Annotated in this window: 28 protein-coding genes and 1 pseudogene; 16 read left to right on the top strand and 13 right to left on the bottom strand. The window is 72.9% G+C overall.

From position 1 onward, the window contains the following. Positions 1–6 precede the first annotated feature (6 nt). From F8568_RS02695 to F8568_RS02680, 4 genes are all read right to left on the bottom strand, one after another. Entirely contained in the window at positions 7–255 is a 249-nt protein-coding gene (locus F8568_RS02695; protein WP_151591000.1) for a hypothetical protein, read from the bottom strand. Between the two features lie 89 nt (positions 256–344). Further along, entirely contained in the window at positions 345–1262 is a 918-nt protein-coding gene (locus F8568_RS02690) for a Rieske (2Fe-2S) protein (RefSeq protein ID WP_151590998.1), read from the bottom strand. Between the two features lie 528 nt (positions 1263–1790). After that, positions 1791–4025: a molybdopterin-dependent oxidoreductase gene (locus F8568_RS02685; RefSeq protein ID WP_151590996.1), complete on the bottom strand. Its 2235-nt coding sequence runs from the start codon at positions 4023–4025 to the stop codon at positions 1791–1793. After that, entirely contained in the window at positions 3962–4591 is a 630-nt protein-coding gene (locus F8568_RS02680) for a Uma2 family endonuclease (RefSeq protein WP_151590994.1), read from the bottom strand. Before F8568_RS02680 ends, F8568_RS02685 begins: the two co-directional genes overlap by 64 nt. 190 nt (positions 4592–4781) lie before the next feature. Between F8568_RS02680 and F8568_RS02675 the strand changes: the two genes are divergently transcribed. The 3 genes from F8568_RS02675 to F8568_RS02665 are packed head-to-tail and all read left to right on the top strand — an operon-like array spanning position 4782 to position 7187. After that, positions 4782–5864, top strand: coding sequence for a CapA family protein (locus tag F8568_RS02675; protein ID WP_151590992.1), 1083 nt, complete (start codon positions 4782–4784; stop codon positions 5862–5864). A 37-nt stretch (positions 5865–5901) separates the two neighbouring features. Further along, positions 5902–6660 (top strand): MerR family transcriptional regulator, encoded by a 759-nt coding sequence (locus tag F8568_RS02670; protein WP_151590990.1) that lies wholly within the window; start codon positions 5902–5904, stop codon positions 6658–6660. Next, positions 6657–7187: a GyrI-like domain-containing protein gene (locus tag F8568_RS02665; RefSeq protein WP_151590988.1), complete on the top strand. Its 531-nt coding sequence runs from the start codon at positions 6657–6659 to the stop codon at positions 7185–7187. Before F8568_RS02670 ends, F8568_RS02665 begins: the two co-directional genes overlap by 4 nt. A 229-nt stretch (positions 7188–7416) precedes the next feature. Here the strand turns inward: F8568_RS02665 and F8568_RS02660 are convergent, their stop codons facing one another. From F8568_RS02660 to F8568_RS02645, 4 genes are all read right to left on the bottom strand, one after another. After that, positions 7417–7665 (bottom strand): hypothetical protein, encoded by a 249-nt coding sequence (locus tag F8568_RS02660; protein WP_151590986.1) that lies wholly within the window; start codon positions 7663–7665, stop codon positions 7417–7419. 74 nt (positions 7666–7739) lie between these two features. Then, on the bottom strand, positions 7740–8756 hold the full coding sequence (locus F8568_RS50150) for an AraC family transcriptional regulator (RefSeq protein ID WP_151590984.1): 1017 nt from the start codon (positions 8754–8756) through the stop codon (positions 7740–7742). Further along, on the bottom strand, positions 8753–9850 hold the full coding sequence (locus F8568_RS02650; protein WP_151590982.1) for an LLM class flavin-dependent oxidoreductase: 1098 nt from the start codon (positions 9848–9850) through the stop codon (positions 8753–8755). The genes F8568_RS50150 and F8568_RS02650 overlap by 4 nt, the downstream gene beginning before the upstream one ends. 90 nt (positions 9851–9940) lie before the next feature. After that, positions 9941–10258: a hypothetical protein gene (locus tag F8568_RS02645; RefSeq protein WP_151590980.1), complete on the bottom strand. Its 318-nt coding sequence runs from the start codon at positions 10256–10258 to the stop codon at positions 9941–9943. 266 nt (positions 10259–10524) lie between these two features. Between F8568_RS02645 and F8568_RS46540 the strand changes: the two genes are divergently transcribed. The 4 genes from F8568_RS46540 to F8568_RS02630 are packed head-to-tail and all read left to right on the top strand — an operon-like array spanning position 10525 to position 12292. Further along, a complete protein-coding gene (locus tag F8568_RS46540) occupies positions 10525–10722 on the top strand; it encodes a hypothetical protein (RefSeq protein WP_202124414.1) in 198 nt (65 codons plus the stop codon). Next, positions 10719–11132 carry a helix-turn-helix domain-containing protein gene (locus F8568_RS49335; protein ID WP_328600695.1) on the top strand — a complete coding sequence of 138 codons (414 nt, stop codon included), beginning with the start codon at positions 10719–10721 and terminating at the stop codon, positions 11130–11132. The genes F8568_RS46540 and F8568_RS49335 overlap by 4 nt, the downstream gene beginning before the upstream one ends. 18 nt (positions 11133–11150) lie before the next feature. Next, on the top strand, positions 11151–11540 hold the full coding sequence (locus tag F8568_RS02635) for an MmcQ/YjbR family DNA-binding protein (protein ID WP_151590976.1): 390 nt from the start codon (positions 11151–11153) through the stop codon (positions 11538–11540). After that, positions 11537–12292 (top strand): endonuclease/exonuclease/phosphatase family protein, encoded by a 756-nt coding sequence (locus F8568_RS02630; protein WP_151590974.1) that lies wholly within the window; start codon positions 11537–11539, stop codon positions 12290–12292. The genes F8568_RS02635 and F8568_RS02630 overlap by 4 nt, the downstream gene beginning before the upstream one ends. On the opposite strand, the gene F8568_RS50900 is transcribed toward F8568_RS02630, so the two are convergent. Both F8568_RS50900 and F8568_RS50895 read right to left on the bottom strand, forming a co-directional pair. Beyond that, a complete protein-coding gene (locus F8568_RS50900) occupies positions 12262–12567 on the bottom strand; it encodes an ATP-binding protein (RefSeq protein ID WP_407924448.1) in 306 nt (101 codons plus the stop codon). The two genes, F8568_RS02630 and F8568_RS50900, sit on opposite strands and share 31 nt — an antisense overlap. Positions 12568–13249: 682 nt before the next feature. Continuing rightward, positions 13250–13687, bottom strand: a pseudogene (locus F8568_RS50895) (FAD-binding protein); the annotation flags it as partial. 196 nt (positions 13688–13883) lie between these two features. On the opposite strand from F8568_RS50895, the gene F8568_RS02620 reads away from it, so the two are divergent. The 5 genes from F8568_RS02620 (at position 13884) to F8568_RS50145 (ending at position 17222) form a co-directional block, all read left to right on the top strand. After that, positions 13884–15101 (top strand): lipase family protein, encoded by a 1218-nt coding sequence (locus F8568_RS02620; RefSeq protein WP_151590970.1) that lies wholly within the window; start codon positions 13884–13886, stop codon positions 15099–15101. A 78-nt stretch (positions 15102–15179) separates the two neighbouring features. After that, positions 15180–15713: a DinB family protein gene (locus tag F8568_RS02615; RefSeq protein WP_160573485.1), complete on the top strand. Its 534-nt coding sequence runs from the start codon at positions 15180–15182 to the stop codon at positions 15711–15713. 13 nt (positions 15714–15726) lie between these two features. Then, the gene (locus F8568_RS02610) at positions 15727–15990 is read left to right on the top strand and encodes a hypothetical protein (RefSeq protein WP_151590966.1); all 264 of its coding nucleotides are present in this window, start codon (positions 15727–15729) and stop codon (positions 15988–15990) included. Next, a complete protein-coding gene (locus F8568_RS02605) occupies positions 15960–16805 on the top strand; it encodes an alpha/beta fold hydrolase (RefSeq protein ID WP_202124412.1) in 846 nt (281 codons plus the stop codon). Before F8568_RS02610 ends, F8568_RS02605 begins: the two co-directional genes overlap by 31 nt. Before the next feature lie 54 nt (positions 16806–16859). After that, positions 16860–17222 (top strand): isochorismatase family protein, encoded by a 363-nt coding sequence (locus F8568_RS50145; RefSeq protein WP_151590964.1) that lies wholly within the window; start codon positions 16860–16862, stop codon positions 17220–17222. Here the strand turns inward: F8568_RS50145 and F8568_RS02595 are convergent. Both F8568_RS02595 and F8568_RS02590 read right to left on the bottom strand, forming a co-directional pair. Beyond that, on the bottom strand, positions 17216–17413 hold the full coding sequence (locus tag F8568_RS02595; protein WP_151590962.1) for a hypothetical protein: 198 nt from the start codon (positions 17411–17413) through the stop codon (positions 17216–17218). The two genes, F8568_RS50145 and F8568_RS02595, sit on opposite strands and share 7 nt — an antisense overlap. A 170-nt stretch (positions 17414–17583) precedes the next feature. Continuing rightward, positions 17584–19317 carry a protein kinase domain-containing protein gene (locus F8568_RS02590; protein WP_151590960.1) on the bottom strand — a complete coding sequence of 578 codons (1734 nt, stop codon included), beginning with the start codon at positions 19315–19317 and terminating at the stop codon, positions 17584–17586. A gap of 338 nt (positions 19318–19655) precedes the next feature. On the opposite strand from F8568_RS02590, the gene F8568_RS02585 reads away from it, so the two are divergent. Beyond that, entirely contained in the window at positions 19656–20255 is a 600-nt protein-coding gene (locus F8568_RS02585) for an RNA-guided endonuclease InsQ/TnpB family protein (protein ID WP_160573484.1), read from the top strand. A gap of 112 nt (positions 20256–20367) precedes the next feature. Beyond that, the gene (locus tag F8568_RS02580; RefSeq protein WP_151590956.1) at positions 20368–21000 is read left to right on the top strand and encodes a hemerythrin domain-containing protein; all 633 of its coding nucleotides are present in this window, start codon (positions 20368–20370) and stop codon (positions 20998–21000) included. 46 nt (positions 21001–21046) lie between these two features. Here F8568_RS02580 and F8568_RS02575 read toward each other — a convergent pair whose 3' ends face one another. Next, positions 21047–22381, bottom strand: a complete 1335-nt coding sequence (locus F8568_RS02575; protein ID WP_151590953.1) for a GH1 family beta-glucosidase — start codon at positions 22379–22381, stop codon at positions 21047–21049. A 140-nt stretch (positions 22382–22521) separates the two neighbouring features. Between F8568_RS02575 and F8568_RS02570 the strand changes: the two genes are divergently transcribed. Both F8568_RS02570 and F8568_RS02565 read left to right on the top strand, forming a co-directional pair. Continuing rightward, positions 22522–23145 (top strand): TetR family transcriptional regulator, encoded by a 624-nt coding sequence (locus tag F8568_RS02570; protein ID WP_151590951.1) that lies wholly within the window; start codon positions 22522–22524, stop codon positions 23143–23145. A gap of 97 nt (positions 23146–23242) precedes the next feature. Beyond that, a complete protein-coding gene (locus F8568_RS02565) occupies positions 23243–23851 on the top strand; it encodes an LURP-one-related/scramblase family protein (protein WP_328600694.1) in 609 nt (202 codons plus the stop codon). The last annotated feature ends 7 nt before the right edge of the window (positions 23852–23858 follow it).

Below are 23858 nucleotides of genomic sequence, written 5' to 3'. Positions count from 1 at the left end.
GAGGGTTCAGGCGGGTGGGGTGGGGTCGTCGGGGTGGGTGTCGCTGTTCGGGTACTCGACGAGGGCCAGCACGCGGCTGGCCATGAACCGGGCCGTGCGGACCGGGGTGCCGGTGCGGGTGACCTCGCTGACCTCCACCACGCCGCGCCGGGTCGCGACCTCCACGCGGCGGCCCGCCCGCGCGGCGACCACCTCGTACGTCCGCGTTCCCTCGCCGCCGGCGTCGATCACGATCTCGACCCTGTCGCCCTTCATCGGCGCGAACCTCCGATCGTCGAACGTATATTCGAGATATACCCCGAACGAGGGCTCGCGAACCGTCGCAGATGGGCAGAAAGCGCTGGTCAGCCCACGGGGCGGACCTGGACGACACCGTCCGTCACGCGCGTCTCGAAGTGGGGCTGGCGGGCGGTCGCCGGGCCGTGCACGACGGAGCCGTCGCGGACCCGGAAGGTGCTGCCGTGCCACGGGCACACGATGCAGGTCTCGGCGTTGTCGTCGGTCGTGACGCGGCCCTGGTGGAGCGGGCCGGCGAGGTGGCTGCACCGGTCGGTCAGGACGTTGATCTCGTCGCCCTCGCGCAGGACGAACAGGCTGATGTAGCCGAGCCGGCGTTGCACCGGCCAGCCATCGGGCAGGTCCTCGGCGGCGCACAGGTCGTGCCAGCCGGTGGCGACGAGATGGGAGGTCTGGTCGGCGTGGCTCGCGCCCGCCGCCTGCCGGAACGCCAGGTGCCCGCCGAGGTAGGTGCCGCCGAGCAGCACGGTCAGCCCGGCGAACCCGAACGCCTTCCCGGCGCCGTCCCGTCCCTGGTAGCGGGCGGTGAGCGACGCCGCGTACAGCATGCTCGCGGTGGCGGTCGCGGACGCGTGCACCAGCCCCACGCGCTGCTGCTCGCGGTGCAGCGCCGACCAGTCGGCGATACCGGTGAGGACCGTCGGGACGGCCCCGGCGAGCCCGGCGGCGACGAGGGTCTGGGAGGCGCGCGCGGTGCCCGGCATGAGGTCGAGGAGCGCCGACGACATCCAGCAGCCGATCGGCACGTCGGTGAGCGGTGTGTGCGCGGGGTGCCCGAACGGGACGCCGTGCAGGGTGTCCTTCAAGGGGCCGGGACGGAGCGTCCTCCGCACGGCGGTGGACAGCACCCGGATGGTGCGGTCGAGGCCGCGCGCGCGCTCAAGGGTCTCCGTCGCGTCCGCCAGCCGCTGCGACGCCTGCGCCCGCGACCCGCGCCGGAAGATGTTGCTCGACCGCCGGTTCATGTCCCCTCCCTCGGGTGCGTGCGGGCGGCCCGCCCGAGGCAGCCGCCCGGACCCATCGGTTCCGTCCGGCCCACTGGTTAGAGACGGCCGTAATGGGACGCTGATTGCGAGGTTAGTCGATCCCCCATGTGACGTTCGAGGCGGCCTGAGCCGCCCGCGGCGAGGGATACCTACCTGGACGCACCGACCCTAAACACGCTCCGCCAGCGCGCGCGCACGCCGAGCGATGAACGCCTTGTCCGTCGCGAGTGGTGGCTCCAGGGGCCCGCTGCCCTGGGGTAACGCGGGCGCGCACGCGGAGCGAGCGCTAGCGAGTGCAGCGGGCGCGCCCGTCGACCGACAGGCTGTTTCGCCGCGGAGCGCCAGCGGAGCGGGGAAACAGCCTGCCGGTCGTGACGGGGGGTTCCAGGGGGTCGCCCCCCTGGGCTAACACGGTGACGGGGGGTTTCAGGGGGTTGCCCCCTGGGCTAACACGGTGACGGGGGGTTTCAGGGGGTTGCCCCCTGGGCTAACACGGTGACGGGGGTTTCAGGGGGTTGCCCCCTGGGCTAGCAGGGTTACGGGGACGCCGTTGAAGACGGCGTTGCCGGACAGGGGGTCGATCTCCTGCTCGTCGGTGACGGCGTTCACGTTCACGCCGGCGTGCTCGCGGGCGACGGCGGTGCGGGTGCCGGGGCGGTCGTGCCCCCAGCCGTGCGGGAGGCTGACGACGCCCGCCATGATCGTGTCGGTCGGCTCGGCGACGGCGTCGACGGAGCCGGTGCGGGACGCGACCCGGACGGTGTCACCCGCGGATACGCCGAGGCGGGCCGCGTCGGCGGTGTTGAGCTGGAGCGTGCAGGTGTTGGAGCCGCGCACCAGTGCGGGGACGTTGTGCAGCCAGCTGTTGTTGGAGCGCAGGTGCCGCCGCCCGATCAGCACGAAGTCCGCCGGGCGGTGCGCGCGCAGCGCGGTGTGCAGGCGGTCGACGTCGGCGGCGCAGGTGGACGGGCACAGCTCGACGCGTCCGGACGTCGTGCACAGCACCTCGTCGATGCGGGGCTTGAGGGCGCCGAGGTCGAGGCCGTGGGGGTGCTCGGTGCGCAGCCGGGTCAGGGTCAGCCCGGACGGGTCCGCGCCGAAGCCGTCGCCGTAGGGGCCGAGCCGCAGCATCATGTCGAGCCGCTGCTCGGTGAGGGTGCCGCTTTCGGCCAGCATCTTGCGCAGTTCGCCGGCCTCGCGGCCGTGCACCGGCGAGCCGGGCAGCTCGGCGGCCTTCCGCAGCGTCGACGAGATGATCGTCTCGTCGAGGGCGCCGGGGTCGCCGTCCGTGCCGGACGCGGCGAGCGCGAGTCGGGCGAGGAGGTCGGACTCGCTCGGCCGCCCGTCCGGCAGCGGGACGGCCGGCGGCGAGTAGCGCGCATAGTCGCGGACGGCGAGGCCGGTCAGCGAGATGTCGTAGTGCGGGGTCTGCGCCGGGCGCGGCGGAGGCAGGATCACGTGCGCGTGCCGGGTCGTCTCGTTCAGGTACGGGTCGACGCTCACCATGAAGTCGAGGCCGGCGAGCGCGCGGTCGAGCCGGGCGGCGTTCGGCGCGGACAGCGCCGGGTTCCCGCCGATGGTGACCAGCGCCCGGATCCGGCCGTCGCCGGGGGTCTCGATCTCGTCGGCCAGCGTCGCGACCGGGAACTCGCCGTTGACCTCGGGCAGGTCCCGGACGCGGCTGCGCCACCGGCCCGTGGTGAACGGCTTCCTGCGCCGGTACACGGGGGCGTGCGCGGGACGCGGGAACATCGCGCCGCCGGGCCGGTCCAGGTTGCCGGTCAGCACGTTCAGGACGTCCACGAGCCAGCTGTTGAGCGTCCCGAACGCCTGCGTGCACGTGCCGATGCGCCCGTAGACGGCGGCGCGGTCGGCGGCGGCCAGCTCGCGCGCGGTCCGGCGGATCGTCTCGGCGGGAATGCCGGTGGCGGGCGCGACGCGCTCGGGCGCGAAGTCGACGGCGAGGGCGCGCAGGTCGTCCAGGCCGTTCACCAGGCCGTCGAGGCGCAGCCTGACGAGGTCCTCGGCGAACAGCGTGTGGACGAGCCCCATCAGCAGGAACGCGTCCGTCCCCGGGCGGATGAACAGGTGCTCGTCGGCGAGCGCCGCCGTCCGCGTGCGGCGCGGGTCGATCACGACGACCTTGCCGCCGCGCTCCCGGATCGCCTTCAGCCGGCCGGGGAAGTCCGGCGCCGACGCGAGGCTCCCGTTCGACTCCAGCGGGTTGGCGCCCAGCATCAGCAGGTGCCCGGTCCGGTCGAGGTCCGGCACCGGGATGGCGAGCGGGTCGCCGAACATGTGCCCGCAGCTCACGTGCTTCGGCATCTGGTCGGCGGTGCTCGCCGTGTACAGGTTGCGGGTGCCGAGCGCCTTCACGACCGCCGACGCGTACAGCGGGCCCGCCACCGAGTGCGCCGTCGGGTTGCCGATGTAGACGGCCACCGCGTCGCGCCCGTACCGGTCGATGACGCTCGCCAGCTCCCGCCGGACGGTCTCGAACGCCTCGTCCCAGCCGGCGGTCCTGTGGGTCTCGCCGGCGCGGACGAGCGCCTCCTGCAGCCGGTCGGGGTCGCCGTCGAGCACGCCGAGCGTCGCGCCCTTCGGGCACAGGAACCCCTTGCTGAACGGGTCGTCCTTGTCGCCGCGTACGCGCGTCACCGCGCCGGCGTCGTCGAGGGTCAGCTCGAGCCCGCAGAGGGCCTCGCAGAGGGGACAGGTGCGGAAGGCCGTGCGGTCGCCCATGTGCAGACACTCCTCCTGTGGGGCCGAACTCCATTCTGTCCTGTTCTCGCGGGGGGCGCCATTTTCTCGTAATGGAGTTGCTTTGTTGTTGAGGACTCCGCGTCGAGGACGACTATGAGGTAGACGGAGATCCGCTGCCCCGCGTACTCCGCCTTCTTGTCCTGGAAGTCGCGCTGCCCGCTGCCGAGGCCGGTGATCTCCACGGCGGTGAGGACGTCGGCGCTCGTCGGCTTGGTGCCTCTCTCGACGCAGAACAGGACGCTGATATCGGGGCGGCGCATGGTGAACCGCCGGCCCTTGCCACCGGCATGGGGGTTCTGTTCGACGAAGTACATGTCGACGCCGGGTACGACGGTGATGCGGGGACCATTGCCTGGACGCGCGTCCATCAATGCGCAGGTGAGATTTCGCAGGACGCGCTGGCGTTCGACCGACGGCGATTCGCGGAAGATGACGCAGCCGTCCACGACCTCGATGGACTTGCACACCTCGGACGGCAGGGCCCGGTACTCCTCCTCGGTGATCAGCAGGCTCGATGGGTCCGCTGCCCACGAGGGAAGGGGCATCTCGGGTCTCCTGGAAAAGGGGCCTGCACCTGCTCAGAGCCTAGCCGCACCGCACGCCCGGGACCGGGGTGAAAGGGCGGTGGTCTGCGCCCTCTGGGAACGTCCGCCGGGCCGGATGTGGTCGGGGGTGGTTGGTGGGTGATTGTCCTGGTCGTGCCATGCTTGGCCGATCAAGACGGGGAGGTCTCCCATGCGCGTTTCAGCCGTGGCGGCCGTGGGCGTGCTGATCGCCGCGGGCGTGTCCGCGTGCGGCGGCGGCGACGGGTCGAAGGCGCAGGGGGCGACGCCGCCCGCGTCCACGGCGCCGGCGAAGCCGAAGGGGCCGGCGCCGGCGAAGGCGGCGCCGCAGCCGATCGTCATCGCGTTCGGCGGGGACACGCACTTCGAGGGGCAGTTGCGGTCGCGGCTGGCGCACGCGTCCACCGCGCTCGGGCCGGTAGCGTCGACGCTGCGCGCCGCCGACCTCGCGATGGTGAACCTGGAGACGGCGATCACGACGGGCGGCACCCCGGCGCCCGGCAAGGAGTTCACGTTCCGGGCGCCGCCGTCGGCGCTGACCGCGCTGCGCCGCGCCGGCGTCGATGTGGCGTCGATGGCGAACAACCACGGCATGGACTACATGGAGGAGGGCCTGCGCGACTCGCTCGCCGCGATGAAGCGCAGCGGCTTCCCGATCGTCGGCATCGGCCGTAACGCGGACGAGGCGTACAAGGCGTACCGGACGACGGTGAAGGGCAACCGGATCGCGATCATCGGCGCGACGCAGGTGCTCGACGACAACCTCGTCTCGGCGTGGACGGCGACGGGCGCCAAGGGCGGGCTCGCGTCGGCGAAGGACGTGCCGCGGATGGTGCAGGCGGTGAAGGACGCGCGGAAGGGCTCCGACCTGGTCATCGTGTATCTGCACTGGGGGCAGGAGCTGAAGGCGTGCCCGCTGCCGCGCCAGCAGGAGCTGGCGAAGGCGCTCATCGGCGCGGGCGCCGACATCGTGGTGGGCGGGCATGCGCACGTCCCGCTCGGCGGCGGGTATCTGCAGGGCCGGTACGTCCATTACGGCATGGGCAATTTCGTGTTCTCGTCGGCGCACGGCGCGACGGCGAAGTCCGGGGTGCTGCTGCTGCGGGTGGAGGGCCGGAAGGTCACGAAGGCGAAGTGGAAGCCGGCGCTGATCAGCGGCGGGCTGCCGATCCCTATGACGGGCGCTGCGGCGGCCGCCGAGGTGAAGCGGTGGAACGGCCTGCGCGCCTGCACGGGGCTGTCGGCGCGGCCCTAGTGGACTCTCCCACTGTGGGAGACGCCAGGGTGGGGGTGTGAGCAACGATCTCCTGCCCATCGGGCGGTTCGCGCGGCTGTGCCGGTTGAGCGTCAAGCAGCTGCGGCACTACGACGACCTGGGCCTTCTCGCCCCGGCGTGGGTCGACCCGTCGTCGGGCTACCGGTACTACCGGCCCGAACAGGCGCGGGACGCGCTGATGATCGGGATGCTGCGGGAGCTGGACGTCCCGCTGCCCGCGGTCGCGCGCGTCCTCGCGGGTCAGGGGGCGGCGGCGCTGCGGGACGCGCGGGATCGGCTGGAGGCGGACGTGGCGCGGCGCCGCCGCGCCCTGCGGCTCCTCGACCGGGTGCTGGCCGACGGTCTGCCGGAGACGGTCGTGTCGGTCGTCGAGGAGCCGGCCCGGCGGGTCCGGGTCGCGAGCGAGGCGGCGACCCCGGCGAGCATCGCCGCGGCGACCGGGGCCTGCGTGGCGCGCCTCCTCGCGGCGGCCGAGGGGCCGCCGAGCCTGGTCGGGCTGTTCCCGCTGGACATGGCCGACGAGTTCGAGGTGCGGGTGGCGCTGGAGTCGCCGTCCGGCGAGGACGTCCTGCCCGGCGGCCCGTTCGCGCAGGCGCTGCACACCGGCCCGTACGAGGAGATCGCGCTCACCGTCCACGGCGTGCTGGCCTGGTTCGGCGACCGCGCGCACGCGCCCGCGGGGCCGGTCCGGGAGGTCTACCTGAACGATCCGGGCAGCACGCCGCCCGAGCGCCTGGAGACCCGGGTGCTGATCCGACTGGAGGATGTCCGATGAGCTGGTACGAGGCGGCGGAGAAGCCGGAGATCGCGGAGTTCGGCCCGGTGACGGGGCTGTCGGTCACCGGACGCGGCGAGCCGGGCGGCGCCGCGTACGGGGCGAGCGTCGGCGCGCTGTACGCGGTGATGGGGGCGCTCGGCGCGCCGATGGTGCCGCTGGAGGGCCGCTGGTGGGTGGAGGACGAGCGGTCCCCGTTCGAGGTGCCGCGCGAGGAGTGGTGGTGGCACCTGTTCCTGCGGCTCCCGGACGAGGCCGGCGCGATCGAGAGCGCCGTCACGGACGTCAGGCGGGGCGTGCCGGCGGCGGCGCGCGTCCAGCGCGTCACCTTCACCGCGGGCCGGTGCGTGCAGATGCTGCACCGCGGCCCGTACGCGGACGAGCCCGCGAGCCTCGCCGAGATGGACGCGCTGATGAAGGCGGAGGGACTCGCGGTGAACGGCCTGCACCACGAGATCTACCTGTCCGATCCGAACGAGCCGGACCAGACGAGGGCGCGCACGATCCTCCGCCAGCCAGTCCGCTGAGGGCGCGTCGTCCCGAACCTGTACGTGCGGCGCGCCCCGGCCGGGCACTGGGTGGCGCGCAGCCGGGCCATCGTTGAGTTGTGGGGGGGGGGGGGGGGGTGGGGGGGGGCGGCACCCCCCCACCCCCACCAACACAGCCGCGGGGCGGGGCGGGGCCCCCCGCGTGCGTTTGTGTGTGGGTTGGGGGGGGTGGCGCCCCCCCCCCACCCCCCCCCCCCCCCCCCACAACTCAACTGCCGGGGAAGCGGCGCTTCTTCGCCGAGTCGATCCAGCAGAGCAGCGCGAACGCGACAACGACCGCTAGGAGCGACACTAGCCACCAGGCGGGGGACGGCAGCCGTCCGGCGACGATGAGGAGCCGTTTCGGGCCGTCCGGTTCCCAGCCGAACAGCTTGCTGACGAACGGTACGACGCCCGCGTACACGCCGAGCATGAACACGAAGGAGGACAGGCCGTCGTAGGACTTCGGGTCGTTCATACCGCCGAGCGTGCCGGGCCGGGGGCGCGCGGGATACCGACCAAGGTCGATGCCGCGCGTCCGGACGGCTGCGGTCACGCAGGCCGGTACGGGCGGTGCAGGGTTTCGGTCGGGGTCTCGCCGAAGCGCTGCCGGTAGTGCTCCGCGAACCGGCTCATGTGCAGGTAGCCGGCGGCCGTGGCGACGTCCGAGACCGTCCGGCGGCCGGGCGCGGCCGACCGGAGCGCGGCGCGGGCGTGGTCGAGGCGCACGCCGCGCAGCAGCCGCGTCGGGGTGAGCCCCCACTGGGCGCGGCAGATCGCCTGGAGCTGCCGGACGCCGATCCCGGCCGCCGCGGCGATGTCGGACGCGCCGATCGGCCGGTCATGGTGCGCCTCCACCCATTCCCGAATGAACCCGGCGAGATGGTGCGGGACGCGCCGCGGCGGCTCCGCCAGCTCCGGCGTCGCGGTGTGCGGCAGGCCGAGCAGGATCGCGGTGAGCAGCGACTCCTCCAGGCTGCGCGCCGCGAGCGGATGCAGGCCCCGCGCCGCGGTGTCGTCAAGGACGGCGCAGACGTGCCGCCACGTCCGCTCGACCATGGACGCGGGGGCGAGCGCCGGGCCGTCCACGCTGTGGAAGCGCAGCGGCGGGTCGTACTCGCGGCCGAGGTAGCCGTCGAGGTGGTCGGCGAGCCGGCCGGTGCTCGTCGTGATCACCAGGCAGCCGTGCCGGGGGTCCGGGGTCAGCCGCATCGCCTCGTCGTGCGAGACGACGAGGCCGCCGCCCGCGGTGGTGCGGCCGCCCGACCGGCGGTACTCCACGCCCATCGGCGCGATCGGCGCGGCCAGCGCGAACGCGCCCCCGGTCGGCGGGGTGTCGACGATGACGCCGGCGCCGCCGTAGCGGACCCAGACGAGCTTGACCGCGCCGACGCCGAGCGCGTTGACCAGGCCGTCCAGCTTGCTCGCGGGGTCGCGGGTCTGGAGGTCGTGGCCGATGGCGTACGGCTCGACGGTCCGGTGCAGGACGTCGATGTCGCCGCTCGCGACCCGCTGGTACTGCGACAGCGGCTGCTCGGGCGGGGGCGGCGGAGGTCCGGCGGCGGTCACGGGGAGCCGCCCGGTGCGGCGGCGAGCGGCAGGACGCCGCGGGCGCGCAGCCGCGGCATCACCTCGGCGGCGAAGAAGCCCAGCTCCTCGGCGTAGTCGAGGAAGGACAGCGCGATCCCGTCGAAGCCCGCGCGGGCGAACCCGGCGATCCCGTCGGCGACGTCGTCGGGGTCGCCGACCAGCGGGCAGCTGCCGTGCCCGGCGGCGAACCGGTCCCGGTAGATCCGCAGCATCTCCGGGGTGAACGACTGGGCGTGCAGGCCCTGCAGCCGCATCACCTCGTCCACCGCGGGCCAGTCGGCATGCTCATCGGCGTAGTAGTGCAAATGGTCCTCCGCTTCGTCGCGGGTGGGGCGGCACACGACGTGCCCGAGGGTGAAGACGCCGACGTTCCGGCCGTGCGACGCGGCCTCCTTGCGGACGGCGGCGACGACCTCCGCGCCGTCCTCCGGGCCCGCGACGACCGTGAACGCGCGGTCGGCGTTGCGGGCGGCGAACGACCGACCCTGCCGGGACGACCCGGCGTTGATCACCGGCAGGCTCCGCCCGTTGTACGGCTTCGGCGAGCCGACGACCCGCCGCAGGTGGAAGTAGCGCCCGTCGTGGTCGAACGGCTCGGTGCTCGACCAGATGCGCCGGACGACGTCCCACCATTCCTGCGCGTAGGCGTACCGGGTGTCGTGCTCGTCGGGGAGGGTGAGGCCGAACATCTCGTACTCGGGGGCGTGCCAGCCGGCGACGATGTTCAGCCCCGCGCGCCCCCGGCCGAGGTGGTCGGCGGTCGCGAGCTGCTTGGCGGCGACGATCGGGTGGTGGAACGCGGTGTGGACGGTGGTGAAGACGCGCAGCCGCGTCGTGGCGGAGAGCATGCCGGACGCCCAGACCAGCGGGTCGAGGACGCTCTGATGGAAGTCGGTGGCGGGGCCCCAGTCGGTCCAGCGGGCGACGGGGAGCAGGAAGTCGATTCCGGTCTCGTCGGCGAGGCGGGCGAGGCGGAGATTGTTGTCCCACGTCGCTCGCCACCTTTCCGGAACCGTGGTTATCGCCAGTCCTGATTCGGTGTTGGGGGAGAACAAGCCAAGCTGGAATCCCATCGAGATTCACCTTCGTCCGGCCTCGTCCGCATATGTCCGACTCCGCCCAGTATCGGAAGGGCGTCGGGTGCGGGCAATGGCCGCCGGCGTTCATATCGGGATGACCCCGAGGGTGAGCCGGTCGAAAGGCCCGGGCGGCCGGTTCCCGTCGGCGTGCCGGCCTTCCGGTGTCGCGTACACGACGATCTGCGCCGTCTCGCCGGAGTCGCCGCGGCACCGCTGGGCGAGGGCCTGGACGACGTCGGCGAGGTGGGTGCCGCAGGAGTCGCCGGCGCGGGACGCGGCGTCGGGCCCGGGCGCCGCGCCGACGGTCTCCAGGCGGACCTGGAAGCAGGACGGGCGGCGGCATCCGGGCGCCGAGCAGACGTGCCGGTCGCCGAACGGGGAGCGTGCGGGGTCGCTGGGCATCGAAGGGCCTTCCGGCGCGGTCGCGAGCGGGCGATGGCGGGTCCCAGGTCACGTTTGTCGCGCTTCTCCGGAAATTCGAGGGTCATAAACGGGGGTGGGCGAACCTTCTGTCTTCTGTGGGGCGAGAAGCGCGAGAAGGTGCGGAACCCAACTATGCACCGGGCGGACTTCGCGCGCAACGCTAACCGGATAGTCGGCTTCGCTTTCCGGATAGCCACCCCGAGCTGTTCATGACATTTCCACTGATTATTGTGTTCCGCCCGGAAATGGCGGGAAACGAGCGTGGAGAGCAGCGCCGCCGCGACCATGAACAGCCAGCCCTGCCGGAAGGCCACCACCGGCGCTGGTTCACCGCCGACCCGAGCGACAGCCGGTCCGCGAACGCCCGGTGCCGGAATGGGCCGATCACCGGGTTCGGGTGCCGCCGCCTGGACGGCCCGCGCCGCGACCAGCGCCGGCAGTGACGGCGCCACCGCGCACGCCACCGACGCCGCCCCGAACAGCGCCATCCCGGCGAGGAAGCTCCCAGTACGCCGAGACCCCGCTGCCGCCGTCCGGCCGCGCCGACGGCCTCGGCCCTCTCCTGCAGTGGGCGCTGGCGCGGCTCGACCGCCCCCTCACCACCACCGACCTCGCGGCCCGCGCCGGCCTCACCCTCATCCGCCGCTTCCACGCCGAAACGGGGACGACCCCGCTGCAATGGCTCCTCGCCCAGCGCGTCATCCGCGCCCGCGAGCTCCTCGAGGAGACCGACCTGTCCATCGACCTCGTCGCCGAGAAGGGCGGCCTCGGCACCGCCCCGAACCTGCGCAGCCACTTCGCCCGCGAACTCGGCGTCACCCCGAGCGAATACCGCCGCGTTCCGGCCGGCTGACCGCCTATCGTGGCGTCCATGGCCACATGGGACGACGTGCGGCGCATCGCCCTCGCATTGCCCGAGACCGAGGAGACCCGGAAAGGTCTCGGCCCGAAATGGACCGTGAAAGGCAAGCTCTTCGCCCTGGACCGGCCCCTCCGCAAAGCCGATGTCGAGGCCCTCGGCGACGCCGCGCCAGACGGCCCGGTCCTCGGCGCCCGCGTCCCCGACCTCGGCGTCAAGGAGGCCCTTCTCGCCGACGACCCGGCCGTCTACTTCACCACCCCGCACTTCGACGGCTATCCGATGATCCTCGCCCGCCTGGACGCGATCCAGCCCGCCGACCTCGAAGAACTCCTCGTCGAAGCGTGGCTCGCGCAGGCCCCGAAGCGCCTCGCCGCCCAGTACCTCGCCGATCGCCGATGAACATCGGCCTGCTGACGTTCAACGTCCTCTTCCGGGGTGATTCCCGCGCCCGGATCGAAGCGCTCGCCGCGATACTCGAGGACTCGCCGTACGACGTGGTCTGCCTCCAGGAAGTGGTGTCCCCGCTCAATCTCGCGGCGCTCCGGCGCGCGACCCCGTCGTACCCGCACATCGCGCACGGCCCATCCGTACCGCTCGTTCGCGGCGGCCTGGTGACCCTTTCCCGGCGGCCGATCGTCCGCCGCCATTTCCGCACCTACCGGTTCACCGGCCGTCCCCGCCTCGAAGGGCTCCTGCGCAAAGGGGTGCTCCTGGCCCGCGTGCGGTTCGGGGACGAGCACGTCACCATCGCCAACACGCACCTGACCGCGAACATGGACAACAACTGGGACCTCGCGAACCCCTACACCCGAATAGAGGCGAACGAACTGGCGCAGCTGGCGGAATTCCTCGCCCATCCAGGCTTGACCGATCCCCTGATCGTCGCCGGCGACTTCAACGTGCCGCGCGCGTCGCCGCTCTTGCGCGACTTCCGCGCCGCCACGGGCCTTGCGGACGTCCTGGACGGCGACCCCGCGACGACCTTCCGTCCGACGCCGCGGCTCAGCCTGGAACCCATCGACCAGATCCTCGCCGCCCCGCCGCTGAAGGCGACCGCGGCCCTGGTCCTCAAGGACGAGGTCCGCCTCCCCGACGGCCGCTCCGCCTACCTGTCCGACCACTACGGCATAGCCGCCGCCTTCTCCGCATAGAAGAACCGAGCCCACACCCATTTCCCCGCAGGCGGCGTCGTCTCCACCCCGCACTCCGACGCGAGGCTCTGCACGATCGGCAGCCCCCACCCGCCGACCCCGGCGTCATGCCCGTCGTCCAGGGCCAGCGGGTCGGGCGTGACGTCGTCCGGCTCCAGTTCGACGACCGGCCGCGCCACCGGCATCCCCGCCGCCGGGTCCCACACGGCCAGCACGACCCCGCGCGCCTCCCGGTCGAATCGCACCCGGATCTCCCGGTAAGGCGCCGCCCGCACGGTATTGGCCACCAGCTCCCCGGCGACCAGCCCCACGTCCCCGACCAAACCGTCCAGCCCCCACCCCACCAAGGTACGGCTCCTGTAGGGCGCCGCTCGCGCCTGTGGACGGTTCGGCGAGCGCGCCGGACAGGTGCCGGAGCTGGACGGAGATCAGCGGGTCGATCGGCTCGGTGGCCAGGCAGTCGTCCAGGCCGGTCAGGAGTTCGGCGCGGGGCAGGGAGGCGGTGGGAGCGGTCGGTTCGCCGGCGATCGCGCCGAGGTCGGCCACCGGCACGGGGCCGCGGTCGTCGCTGATCGCGCCGCCGATCTCGTCAATGGAGCGCACCAGCTCGGCGCCGTCCGATGGATCGCCGAGGTAGGTCAGGTCGAGCGCCACCATCGGCGGGGGCCCGGGGAACGCGAACCGGCTGAACCAGACGGTCAGCTCGGGCGGCGCGCCGTCGGTGATTTGCCGGAACGCCTCGAACACCTCGCCCGCGCGTGCCTGCGGCCAGACAACGCGTCCGCCGTACAGCGAGGGCGCGGGATGCAGGTCGAATTCCAGTGCCGTGACCAGCGCGAAGTCGCCGCCGCCGCCCCTCAGGCCCCAGAACAGCTCCGGGTCGGACTCGGCGGTCACCCGCGCCCGGTCGCCCGCGGCGTCGACGACGTCGAAGGCGCGGACGCTGTCGGCGGCCCAGCCGTACCGGCGGCCGAACCAGGACAGCCCGCCGCCCAGCGTGTACCCGGTGACGTTGACGACCGGGGAGCTGCCGGCCAGGCCGGTCAGGCCCTCCGGGCCGGCCGCTGACAGGACGCGGCCCCAGTTCACTCCGGCTCCGACCCGGGCCACCCCGTCCCGTACCTGGAGGCCGTCGAGGTGGTTGGTGCGCAGGAGGATCACGCCGTCCACGTCGCCCGAGGCGTCGTGGCCGGATGCCTGGGCGGTCACCGTCCGTCCCGACCGGCGCGCGTAGCGGACGAGTGCGGCGACGTCCTCGGCGTCCGCGGCCTCGACCACGGCCGCGACGGGCTGGTCGACCGCCGGGTTCCAGGCTCTGCGCGCCGTGTCGAAACCGTCGTCGCCGGGCTCCAGCACCCGCCCCTTGACCGCTTTTCGCAGATCAGCGCTGCTCATCGTGCTCCTCTCCGCGCGGACGCTTGCTAACTGGCAAGGATGCTAGCATCCTGTCATCGTGGTCGAGCCCACAAAGGGTGCGGGGAGTTGCTCAGCCGGGGCCATAAACACGGCGCAAGCGGGCTCTTACAGTGGGTGGGCCTCAGTTGGAACGCCCCCGTTTTCGCCCGTTTCGTCCCCACCCCCGGAGGCCGCGATGAAACGCTCCCCATTCCGTGCCGCGGCGACGCTCGCCGCGGCCGGTGCGCTCGCCGTGGCGGCGCTGGCCGCACCCGCGGCGGCCGACACCGTGCCCGGCTCCGTCCCGCCCGACCAGGACCCGTTCTACAAGGCGCCGGCGAACATCGGAAGCTACGCGCCGGGCGCGATCGTCGCGTCCCGCGCCTTCACGCCCAAGGCCGGGAACGTGGCCGACACGGCGACCGCCTGGCAGGTCTCCTACCGCACCAACGACTCGCACGGGACGCCGGAGCTCGCCGTCACCTCGGTCCTTGTGCCGAAGGCGGCCTGGACCGGGTCCGGCGCGCGACCGGTGGTTTCGGTCCAGGCGGCCGAGGACTCCACCGGCACGCAGTGCGCACCGTCCTACGGCCTCGCCTCCGGTGACCTGTTCGCCTCGTCCGCCGCGCTGTACGCCGGGCCGATGCTGAGCAAGGGCTGGGCCGTCGTCATGCCCGACTTCGAGGGCCCGAAGTCGGTGTTCATGGGGGGCCCGCAGGCCGGGCACGCCGTCCTCGACGGCATCCGCGCCGTGCAGCACTTCGCCGAAGCGGGCCTCCCCGCGTCGGCGAAGTGGGCGCTCGCCGGCTACTCCGGCGGGGCGCAGGCCACCGGCTGGGCCGCCGAGCTCCAGCCGTCCTACGCGCCCGAAGTGAAGCTCGCCGGGGCGTCGATGGGCGGCATCCCCGCGGATCCGGAGGCCGTCGCCCGGTCGCTGGACGGCGGGTTCTTCTCCGGCTTCGAGGCCGCCGCCGCAGTCAGCCTCGGCACCGAGTACCCGGAGATGGACATCGGCTCGCTGATGAACGACCAGGGCAAGCAGGCGATGCAGGACGCCACCGGCAAATGCCTGACGGACCTGCTCACCTCGTTCGCGTTCAAGAAGCTCGCCGACTACAGCACCGTCCCCGACCCGCTGGCCGTGCCGCGCGTCCGGGCCGTCCTGAAGGCCAACACCCTCGGGTCCGCGGCGCCCGCCGTCCCGGTGTTCGACTTCCACGCGAACACCGACGAGATCGTCCCCGTCGGGCAGGACGACGCGATGGTGAAGGCGTGGTGCTCGCGGGGCGCCACCGTCCACGTCGTCCGCGACGCCGTCGGCGAGCACGCCCTGGAGATGGTCGTGCGGCAGAACGACTCGGTGAACTTCCTGGACGACCGGTTCGCCGGCAAGCCGCCCGTCAACGACTGCTGACCGGCCGCGCGGTGAGGGCGGGCCGGCCGCGCCCGCCCTCACTATCCTTGAGGGCCCGGCGCTCTGAGAGGACATCCGGTGAACAGTGTCCGTGATTCCATCGGCCGGGCGTTCGACGAGGTGTGGCGGCGGACCGGCGAGCGGCTCGGCGGCCTCACCGACGACGAGTACCTGTGGGAGCCCGCCCCGGACGGCTGGACGCTCCGCCCGGACGCGGCGGGCCGCTGGCTGATCGACGGCGAGGGCGGCGGCGGTCCCGCCCCGGACCCGGTGCCGGTCGCGACCCTCGCCTGGCGCATCGGCCATATCGGCCTCACCTTCACCGACTACGGCATCCGGCTCTTCGAGGGCCGCAACATCACGCTCGACGACGTCGAGTTCGCCGGGACGGCCGCGGGCGGGCTGCGGTTCCTCGAGACGGCCTTCCGCGTCCATTGGCGCGAGCCGTTCGCCGCGATGCCCGAGGAACGCCTGTGGGAGCCGTCCGGCCCCGCCTTCTTCGGCTACGCCGGCTATCCGGTGATCGACACGGCCCTGCACGTGCTGGACGAGTTCACCCACCACTCGGCCGAACTCGGCGTGCTCCGCGACCTCTACCCCCACCGCTCCTGACCGGCGGCCCCCCGTGGACGAGGTGAGGCTCGACGGCGGCGACATCGGCGGCGCCGTCCGCGCCGGTGACACGGTCCGCCGCGCGACGGGCCCGTGGACGCCCGCCGTGCACGCGCTGCTCGCCCACCTCGCGGCCCACGGCTTCACCGCCGCGCCGCGCCCGCTCCGGATCGACGGGCGGGCCGGGAGATCCTCACCTTCCTGCAAGGCGAGACGCTGGGACGTCGCCGGTCCCGTGACGCGCGAATGGGATCTCCCGCCGAGGCGTTCGACGTGATCGTCCCGTCGTTCCCGGGATTCGGGTTCTCCGGCCCGCTGCCGCACCACCCGGACATGAACTTCTGGAGGGTCGCCGACCTCTGGCACGTCCTGATGACCCGGACGCTCGGCTACGACCGGTACGCGGCGGGAGGCTGCGACGTCGGCGCGCTGGTCACGGGCCAGCTCGGGCACAAGTACGCCGCCGAGCTGCACGGCATCCACATCGGCTCCGGCCTGAAGCTCACCCTGTTCAACGGCGACCGGGGGTGGGACATCACCGGCGGCCATCCCCTTCCGGACGGCCCGCCCGAGATCCGGGCCCGCGCCATCGAGATGGAGCGGCGGTTCGCCGTGCACCTGTCGGCGCACCTGCTGGAGCCGTCCACGCTGGCGTACGGGCTGTCGGACTCGCCCGCCGGGATGCTCGCCTGGATCCTGCACCGGTGGACGCGGTGGAGCGACGACGGCGGCGACATCGAGACCGTGTTCAGCAGGGACGACCTGCTCACCCACGCGATGATCTACTGGGTGGGGAACTCGATCGGCACGTCGATCCGGACGTACGCCAACAACAACCGGTACCCGTGGACGCCGTCGCACGACCGGTGGCCCGTGGTGGAGGCGCCCACCGGCATCACGTTCGTCGGCTACGAGAACCCGCCGGGCGTCACCACCGGGCAGCGGGTCGAGCACTTCGCCGCGAGCGACCGCGGCGGCTGGTACAACCACGTCAACCTCACCGCGCACGACCGCGGCGGCCACTTCGTCCCGTGGGAGATCCCGCAGGAGTGGGTCGCCGACCTCCGCCGCACGTTCCGCGGCCGCCGCTGACCGGCCGGGCCCCGCTCACAGCGGTCTGCGGGCCTCGATGAGGGTGCGGGTGGAGTGCGCGACGAACGGCCCGTCGCGCCGGACCCGCCCGGCCACCTCGATGAGCCCGCCCGGACGCGGCGCCGTCATGATCTGCGAGCCCCGTCCCTGCGTGACGGTGAGGGGGCGGCCGAGGCGGGCCGTGAGCAGCAGCGCGGCGGCGCCGGGACGCTCGTGCTGACCGGCCTCGCGACCAGTGGCGTCGTCATCAGCACCCTGCGGGACGCGACGGAGCGGCAGTACGCGCAGATCGTCCTGTCGGACGGGTGCGACGACATCGACGAGGAGATGCACCGCTTCCTGGTGGAGCGGTTCTTCCCGCGCGAGGCCGACATCATGACCTGCGCGCAGTGGACGGCCGGCCTCGCGGCTCAGTGACCCATCACCAGGAAGACGATCCCCGCGACGGCGTGCGCGATGACGGTCACCACGAGCATGACCATGAACAGGTACTTCGCGGTCGGGTGGTCGAACTGTGAGCCCTTCCGGGGCGCGTGTGCGGAGCGGTCCTGGGCCTGCTGCTCCAGTTCGTCCAGGGACGGCAGGAAGGACGGCCGTCGGAGCGCCATGCGTTCCCCTCTCAGCCCATGACGGCGAACAGGACGCCGCCGACGACGTGCGCGGCCACGGCCACCGCTGGCAGCCAGACGAGCAGCGGTCGTTGCCTCACCAAACGTTGGTGTACGAAACGTTGCCGTATTAGCCTTTATAGCCGACACCCCTGACTGCGCGGCCAGGCCTACGAGGCCGAGGTCGTGAAGCGCTGGATGGTGATCTTCAGCTTCGGCGGGCCGTCGTCGGATCCCATGACGGCGCTGCCCTGCGTGCCGGCCTGCGCCACCTTGTCGACGACGTCCATCCCGGACGTCACGTGCCCGAACACCGTGTAGTCGCCGGGGATCTCCGCGGCGCCGTACACGATGAAGAACTGGCTGCCGTTCGTGTTCGCGCCCGCGTTCGCCATGGCGACGGTCCCGCGCCTGTACGTGGCGCCGGAGGCGTTCTCGTTCGCGAAGGCGTAGCCGGGCCCGCCCGTCCCGGTCCCGGACGGGTCGCCGCACTGCAGCACCTTGAGGGCCTTCGACGTCGTGAGCCGGTGGCAGGACGTCCCGTCGTAGAACTTCTTCCCCGCCAGGTACATCAGCGAGTTCACGGTGCAGGGCGCCTTGGCGCCGTCGAGGTCCATGTCGATGGCGCCGAGGTTCGTGCTCAGCCGGCTGTGGACGGTCGCGGGAAGCTTCGCGGTCGCCGGCGGCGTCCCCACGTTCTTCACCTCGCCGGTGGTCGACGGCAGGTAGCTGCAGTTCCCGCCGACGGCCCCGCCGGAGGCGGTCGTCCGGCTCGCCGAAGGCTCGCCGCCCTTGCCGTCGCGGTTCGCGAGCAGGACCGCGCCGGTGGTCGCGCCCGCGATCAGCAGCGCCACGGCCGCGACCGCACCCGCGATGACCAGCGCCTTCCCGCCCTTCCCCGGCACCGGCGGCCCGGACGGGACGGTCTGGCCCGGCGGCGGGAGGAACGGCGGCCCGGCAGGCGGCGCGGGCGGTGCGGGCGGCGGGCCGCCGGGCGGCGCGAAGGCGGGCGGCGGCGGGAGCGTCGCGGCCGTCAGCGTCGCCGCCGCCGACGAGCCCTCCTCCAGCAGCTCCGCTTCGGGCCCGTCCTCGCCGAGCAGCCGGACCAGCACCTGCAGCGCCGTCGGGCGCCGCGCCGGGTCCTTCTCCAGGCACGCCGCGACCACCGCGCCGACCTCGCCGCCGAGCGCGCCCAGGGCCGGCGGCGCGTACAGCACCCGATGCATGATCGCCGGGACGGTGTCGGTGCCGAACGGCGGCGCCCCGTTCGCCGCGTAGGCCATGGTGCAGCCCCACGCGAACATGTCCAGCGGCGGCCCGCCCGCCGTGCCGGACACCTGCTCGGGCGCCATGTACGCGGGCGTGCCGACCGCGCCCGTCATCGTCGCGGACGTGGCCTCCAGCGGCCGGGCGATGCCGAAGTCGATGACCTTCGGGCCGTCCGGGCCGAGCAGCACGTTCGCGGGCTTGAAGTCGCGGTGCACCACGCCCGCCTCGTGGATCGCCGCGAGCGCCGTCGCCGTGCCGATGGCGAGCCGCCGCAGCTCGGGCTCCGGCAGCGGCCCGCGCCCGCCGACCAGCTCGCGCAGCGACGGCCCGTCGATGTACTCGCTGACGATGTAGGGCGCGTCGCCGTCCCCGTTCGAGGGGACACCGGCGGCGAGCACCCGCGCGGTGCAGAACGGAGCGACCCGCCGCGCCGCCGACAGTTCCCGCTCGAACAGCGTCCGGGCCCGCTCGTCGCCGTCGACCGCCGCGCGCAGCACCTTCACCGCGACGCGCTCGCCGCCGTCGGACTCGCCGAGGTAGACGGTGCCCTGCGCGCCCTCGCCGAGCAGTCCGATCAGCCGGTACCCGCCCGTCTCGCGCGGGTCGTTCGTACGCAGCGGCCGTGGCTCCGCCATGCGCGGACCTCCAAGACAAGGGGGTGCAGGACTGTTGAGTGGAAGGTGAGTGAACCTACTCGTATGTAGGTGTTTATGTCCCCCCGGGTCTTGCCGTTGGTCGGGTTTTGTCGGTGACCCTGGTTACGGTGCGGGGTGTGATGGTGACGCAGGCGTACCGGTTCGCGCTGGACCCCGCCCCCGCGCAGGAGTGGGCGTTGCGCTCGCATGCGACCGGGCGCTGCGCGAGTTCGTCCGGTCCCGCAAGGGGCGGCGTCTGGGGTTTCCCCGGTTCAAGAAGCGCGGACGGTCCCGGGACTCGGTTCTGCACCGGTGCGATGCGCCGCGGAGGCCGGACGGTGACGCTGCCGCGCCTCGGGGTGATCGCCACGCACGAGTCCACCCGCAAGCTCGCCCGCCGGATCGAGAACGGGACGGCGCGGATCCTGTCGGCGACGGTGTCGCGGACCGCGCACCGCCGGCACGTGTCCTTCACCGTGCAAGTCGACCGTGCGGTTCCGGAGCGGCACGCCCGGCCGGGCAGCGTCGTCGGGGTCGACCTCGGCGTGAAGACGCTGCTGACCGCCGTCGACGAGCACGGCGGCGTGATCGAGATCGACGGGCCGAAAGCACTGCGGGCCGGGCTGCGCAAACTCGCGCGGCTCGGCAAGGCCCACTCCCGCAAGCAGCGTGGATCGAGCAACCGCGCCAAGGCCGCGGCGCGGCTAGCCCGCCACCACGCCCGCGTCGCCGCCTTGCGTGCCGATGCGCTGCACAAGGCCACCACACACCTGGCCGCCCGGTACGAGACCGTGGTGGTCGAGGACCTCAACGTCACCGGGATGGTCGCCAACCGGCGGCTGGCGCGCGCGGTCGCCGATCAGGGGTTCGGGGCCGTGCGGCGGATGTCGGAGTACAAGACCGGGTGGAACGGGGGCCGCCTGGTGGTGGCCAGATAACGGCTGGAAAGCCTACCGATCCTTTCCGGGACTCCTCCGCCGGAGCCGGTCACGTCGGCGCCGCGCGATCCGTCAGTGCTGTGGACGACCCGATCGGCTCGAGGAGACCGTGATGAGCAAGCTGGACATGACGTCGATGTACACCTTCCACGACGCGCTGCGCCGCGACCTGCGGCACATCGCCGAGGTCACCGCCCGCGCGGACGACGACCCCCGGCGGCTGCTGGCCACCGCCGTGGGGTGGGAGCTGTTCAAGAAGGCGCTGCATGCCCACCACACCGCCGAGGACGAGGCGCTCTGGCCGGTGATGCGCGAGGCCCTCGCCGGGCGCCCGGACGGCCTGGCGCTGCTGGACGCGATGGAGGCCGAGCACGCCGCGGTGGACCCGGTGATCGAGGCGATCGACGCGGCGCTCGCCGACCCCGAGTCGGGGCCCGCGCGGCTCGGCGAGCTCACCGACACCCTGGCCGCGGCGCTGGGCGGGCACCTCAAGCACGAGGAGGACGAGGCGCTCGCGCTGATCGACGCGACCCTGACCGAGGCGCAGTGGATCGAGTTCGGGCAGGCCAGCGGGAAGTACGTGGGGCCGGACGGCCCGCGCGTCATCCCGTGGATGCTGGACGGCGCGTCCGAGAGCGCGGCGGCGGCGATGCTGGCGCCGCTTCCCGAGCCCGTCCGCGCGGCCTACACGAACGACTGGGTGCCCGCCTACAAGGCCCTCGACCTGTGGCCCGCGCGCGCTTAGGACGGGTCGCTGAGGGCCGAGCCTCGGTGCGAAGGCTCGTTCCGCGTCACTTCGACGACGCGGCGATGAGGTCGCGGTACCAGCCGAAGGACTTCTTCGGCGTCCGCTTCTGCGTCTCGTAGTCGACGTGGACGAGCCCGAAGCGCGGGTGGTACCCCTCGGCCCATTCGAAGTTGTCGAGGAGGGACCAGGCGTAGTAGCCGCGGACGTCGACGCCCTCCTCGACGGCGGTCCGCATCGCCGCGATGTGCGCGTCGAGGAACTCGATGCGGGCGGTGTCGTCGACGGTGCCGTCCGGGCCGACCTCGTCGGGGAACGAGCAGCCGTTCTCGGTGATGTAGAGCGGCGGCAGCCGGGTCGAGTACCGCTCGCGCAGCGTCCGCAGCAGGGACAGGAACGCGTCGGGGACGATCGGCCACCCCATCCCCGTCACCGGGTGGCCCGTGACGTCGGCGATCTCGAAGGGGAGCGGGCCGTCCGGCGGCGGCGCCTTGAGACCGGTCGGCTGGTAGTAGTTCACGCCGAGGAAGTCGATCGGCGAGGCGATCACGGACATGTCCAGGTCGTGGACGTACGGTGCGAGGCCGGCGCCGCCGAGCGCGTCGAGGTCGGGGTAGGCGCCGGTCAGCACCGGGTCGGTGAACGTCCGGTTCATGAAGGCGTCGAAGGCGAGCGCGGCGTCCCGGTCCGCGGCGGACTCCGGGTCGGCGGGCCAGGCGGGCGAGTAGTGGTTGGCCAGCCCGACGCGGCGGGCGCCGCGGCTGCGCAGCGCGGTGACGGCGAGGCCGTGGCCGAGGAGCTGGTGGTGGGCGGTCGGCAGCGCGTCCAGCAGCAGCGTCCTGCCGGGCGCGTAGACGCCGAACGCGTACCCGTAGGCGGTCACGACGACCGGCTCGTTCAGCGTGATCCACATGCCGACGCGGTCGGCGAGGCGGTCGGCGGCGCGGTAGGCGAACTCGGCGAACCGGTAGGCGGTGTCGCGGTTCATCCAGCCGCCCGCGTCCTCCAGCGGCTGCGGCAGGTCCCAGTGGTAGAGGGTGACGGCGGGGTCGATGCCCGCGGCGAGCAGCGCGTCGACGAGCCGGTCGTAGAAGTCGAAGCCGCGCGGGTTGGCGGCGCCGCTGCCGGACGGCTGGACGCGCGGCCACGCGATCGAGAACCGGTAGGAGCCCACGCCGAGGTCGCGCATCAGCCCGACGTCCTCCGGCCACCGGTGATAGTGGTCACAGGCGACGTCGCCGGTGTGGCCGTCGCGCACCCGGCCCGGGGTGTGCGCGAAGACGTCCCAGGTCGACGGCCCGCGGCCGTCCTCGTCCACGGCGCCCTCGACCTGGTAGGCGGCGGTCGCGACGCCCCAGCGGAAGCCCTCCGGAAGTCCCATCCGTCCCTTTCCGTCGAACGCGAATCGTCTTCGGACTTTACGGGGCGGGATGGTCGCGGCGGAAGGGTCCCGTGACCGCGGGGTGGGGAACGCGGGCCGGGCCATGACCGAGCATGGCCCGTTCGGGTGACAATGGTGGCGTGACCGAGATCCGGACTCCGCTCCGCCGACGTCCCGCCCAGCGCCGCAGCGCCGAACGCGTCCAGCGGATGCTCGACGCGTGCGCGGACATCCTCGACGAGGACGGCTACGACGGCCTCACCACCACGCGGATCGCGCAGCGCGCGGAGGTCGCGATCGGGTCGGTGTACCAGTTCTTCCCGGACAAGCGGGCCGTCGCGCAGGCGCTCGCGCTGCGCAACCTGGAGGTGTTCGGGCAGCGGATCTCGGCGCGGCTCGCGGCCGGGGAGTTCGCCGACTGGTCCGACACCGTCGGCGTGATCATCGAGATCTTCGTCGAGATGCACCGCACGGTGCCGGGGTTCCGGGTGCTGCGCTTCGGCGACGTCGCCGACGTGAACCTGCTCGACTCCGACGCCGACAACAACGCGGTGGTCGCCGACCGGCTCCGCGAGATGATCGTGGAGACGTTCGGCGTGCGGGACACCCCCGGCCTCGCGACCGCGCTGGCCATCGCGGTGGAGGCGGGCGACGCGGTGCTGAAGATGGCCTTCCGCCGCGACCCGGACGGCGACCCGCTGATCGTCGCCGAGGCGGAGCGGCTGATCCACGGGTACCTCGCGGGGCACATCCGGGAGGCCTGACCCGCGCGCCCGGCCGCCACCCTTTGGTATTTCGCCCGGATATCGCCCTCAGCTCGCCGTTTATGGCAGACTCGCGCGAAAACGCGACGGGACGAGGGTGAGTTCGCTGGACGCAGAGCGGCTCCAGGCGCAGAACCGGCTGCTGATCCGGCAGCGGGTCCGCCTGATGGTGAACCAGTACGAGGTGCACGCCGAGACCCCGGACGGCGGGGAGGGCGAACTGCTGGCGTTCGCGCAGCAGAAGCGGCTGGCGTTCAAGGAGCAGGTGACGCTGTACGCCGACGACTCCAAGACCCGCCCGATTCTCGGCTTCAAGGCGCGCAAGCGCATCGACCTGGCGTCGGCCTACGACATCACGGACGCGAACGGGCTGCCGATCGGGGTGTTCCGCAAGGACTTCAAGAAGTCGCTGATCGCCTCGACGTGGCATCTGGAGCAGCCCGGCCTCGGCGTGACGACGGGCAGCGAGCGCAACAAGTTCGTCGCGGTGCTGCGCCGGGTGTGGGGTTTCATCCCGTACGCGGAGAACCTGCCGTTCGCGTGGCCGTACCACTTCGACTTCTACGCGGGCGACCAGGTCGTCTTCTCGGTGGAGAAGAAGTTCGGCCTGCGCGACCGCTACGTCGTCGACATCAGGGACCCGCGCCTGGACCGCCGCCTCGTGATCGCTCAGGCCGTCGGCCTCGACGCCCTCCAGTCCCGCTGACCGGCGG

This window comes from Actinomadura physcomitrii (genome assembly GCF_008923205.2).
GTDB lineage: Bacteria > Actinomycetota > Actinomycetes > Streptosporangiales > Streptosporangiaceae > Spirillospora > Spirillospora physcomitrii.
This window is presented reverse-complemented; position numbering and strand designations above follow the sequence as displayed.

Coding starts and splice junctions, on each gene's coding strand:
- F8568_RS02695 (WP_151591000.1), bottom strand. CDS start 255: ATGAAGGGCGACAGGGTCGAGATCGTGATCGACGCCGGCGGCGAGGGA.
- F8568_RS02690 (WP_151590998.1), bottom strand. CDS start 1,262: ATGAACCGGCGGTCGAGCAACATCTTCCGGCGCGGGTCGCGGGCGCAG.
- F8568_RS02685 (WP_151590996.1), bottom strand. CDS start 4,025: ATGGGCGACCGCACGGCCTTCCGCACCTGTCCCCTCTGCGAGGCCCTC.
- F8568_RS02680 (WP_151590994.1), bottom strand. CDS start 4,591: ATGCCCCTTCCCTCGTGGGCAGCGGACCCATCGAGCCTGCTGATCACC.
- F8568_RS02675 (WP_151590992.1), top strand. CDS start 4,782: ATGCGCGTTTCAGCCGTGGCGGCCGTGGGCGTGCTGATCGCCGCGGGC.
- F8568_RS02665 (WP_151590988.1), top strand. CDS start 6,657: ATGAGCTGGTACGAGGCGGCGGAGAAGCCGGAGATCGCGGAGTTCGGC.
- F8568_RS02660 (WP_151590986.1), bottom strand. CDS start 7,665: ATGAACGACCCGAAGTCCTACGACGGCCTGTCCTCCTTCGTGTTCATG.
- F8568_RS02650 (WP_151590982.1), bottom strand. CDS start 9,850: ATGGGATTCCAGCTTGGCTTGTTCTCCCCCAACACCGAATCAGGACTG.
- F8568_RS02645 (WP_151590980.1), bottom strand. CDS start 10,258: ATGCCCAGCGACCCCGCACGCTCCCCGTTCGGCGACCGGCACGTCTGC.
- F8568_RS46540 (WP_202124414.1), top strand. CDS start 10,525: ATGGCGGGAAACGAGCGTGGAGAGCAGCGCCGCCGCGACCATGAACAG.
- F8568_RS02635 (WP_151590976.1), top strand. CDS start 11,151: ATGGCCACATGGGACGACGTGCGGCGCATCGCCCTCGCATTGCCCGAG.
- F8568_RS02630 (WP_151590974.1), top strand. CDS start 11,537: ATGAACATCGGCCTGCTGACGTTCAACGTCCTCTTCCGGGGTGATTCC.
- F8568_RS02620 (WP_151590970.1), top strand. CDS start 13,884: ATGAAACGCTCCCCATTCCGTGCCGCGGCGACGCTCGCCGCGGCCGGT.
- F8568_RS02605 (WP_202124412.1), top strand. CDS start 15,960: ATGGGATCTCCCGCCGAGGCGTTCGACGTGATCGTCCCGTCGTTCCCG.
- F8568_RS02595 (WP_151590962.1), bottom strand. CDS start 17,413: ATGGCGCTCCGACGGCCGTCCTTCCTGCCGTCCCTGGACGAACTGGAG.
- F8568_RS02590 (WP_151590960.1), bottom strand. CDS start 19,317: ATGGCGGAGCCACGGCCGCTGCGTACGAACGACCCGCGCGAGACGGGC.
- F8568_RS02580 (WP_151590956.1), top strand. CDS start 20,368: ATGAGCAAGCTGGACATGACGTCGATGTACACCTTCCACGACGCGCTG.
- F8568_RS02575 (WP_151590953.1), bottom strand. CDS start 22,381: ATGGGACTTCCGGAGGGCTTCCGCTGGGGCGTCGCGACCGCCGCCTAC.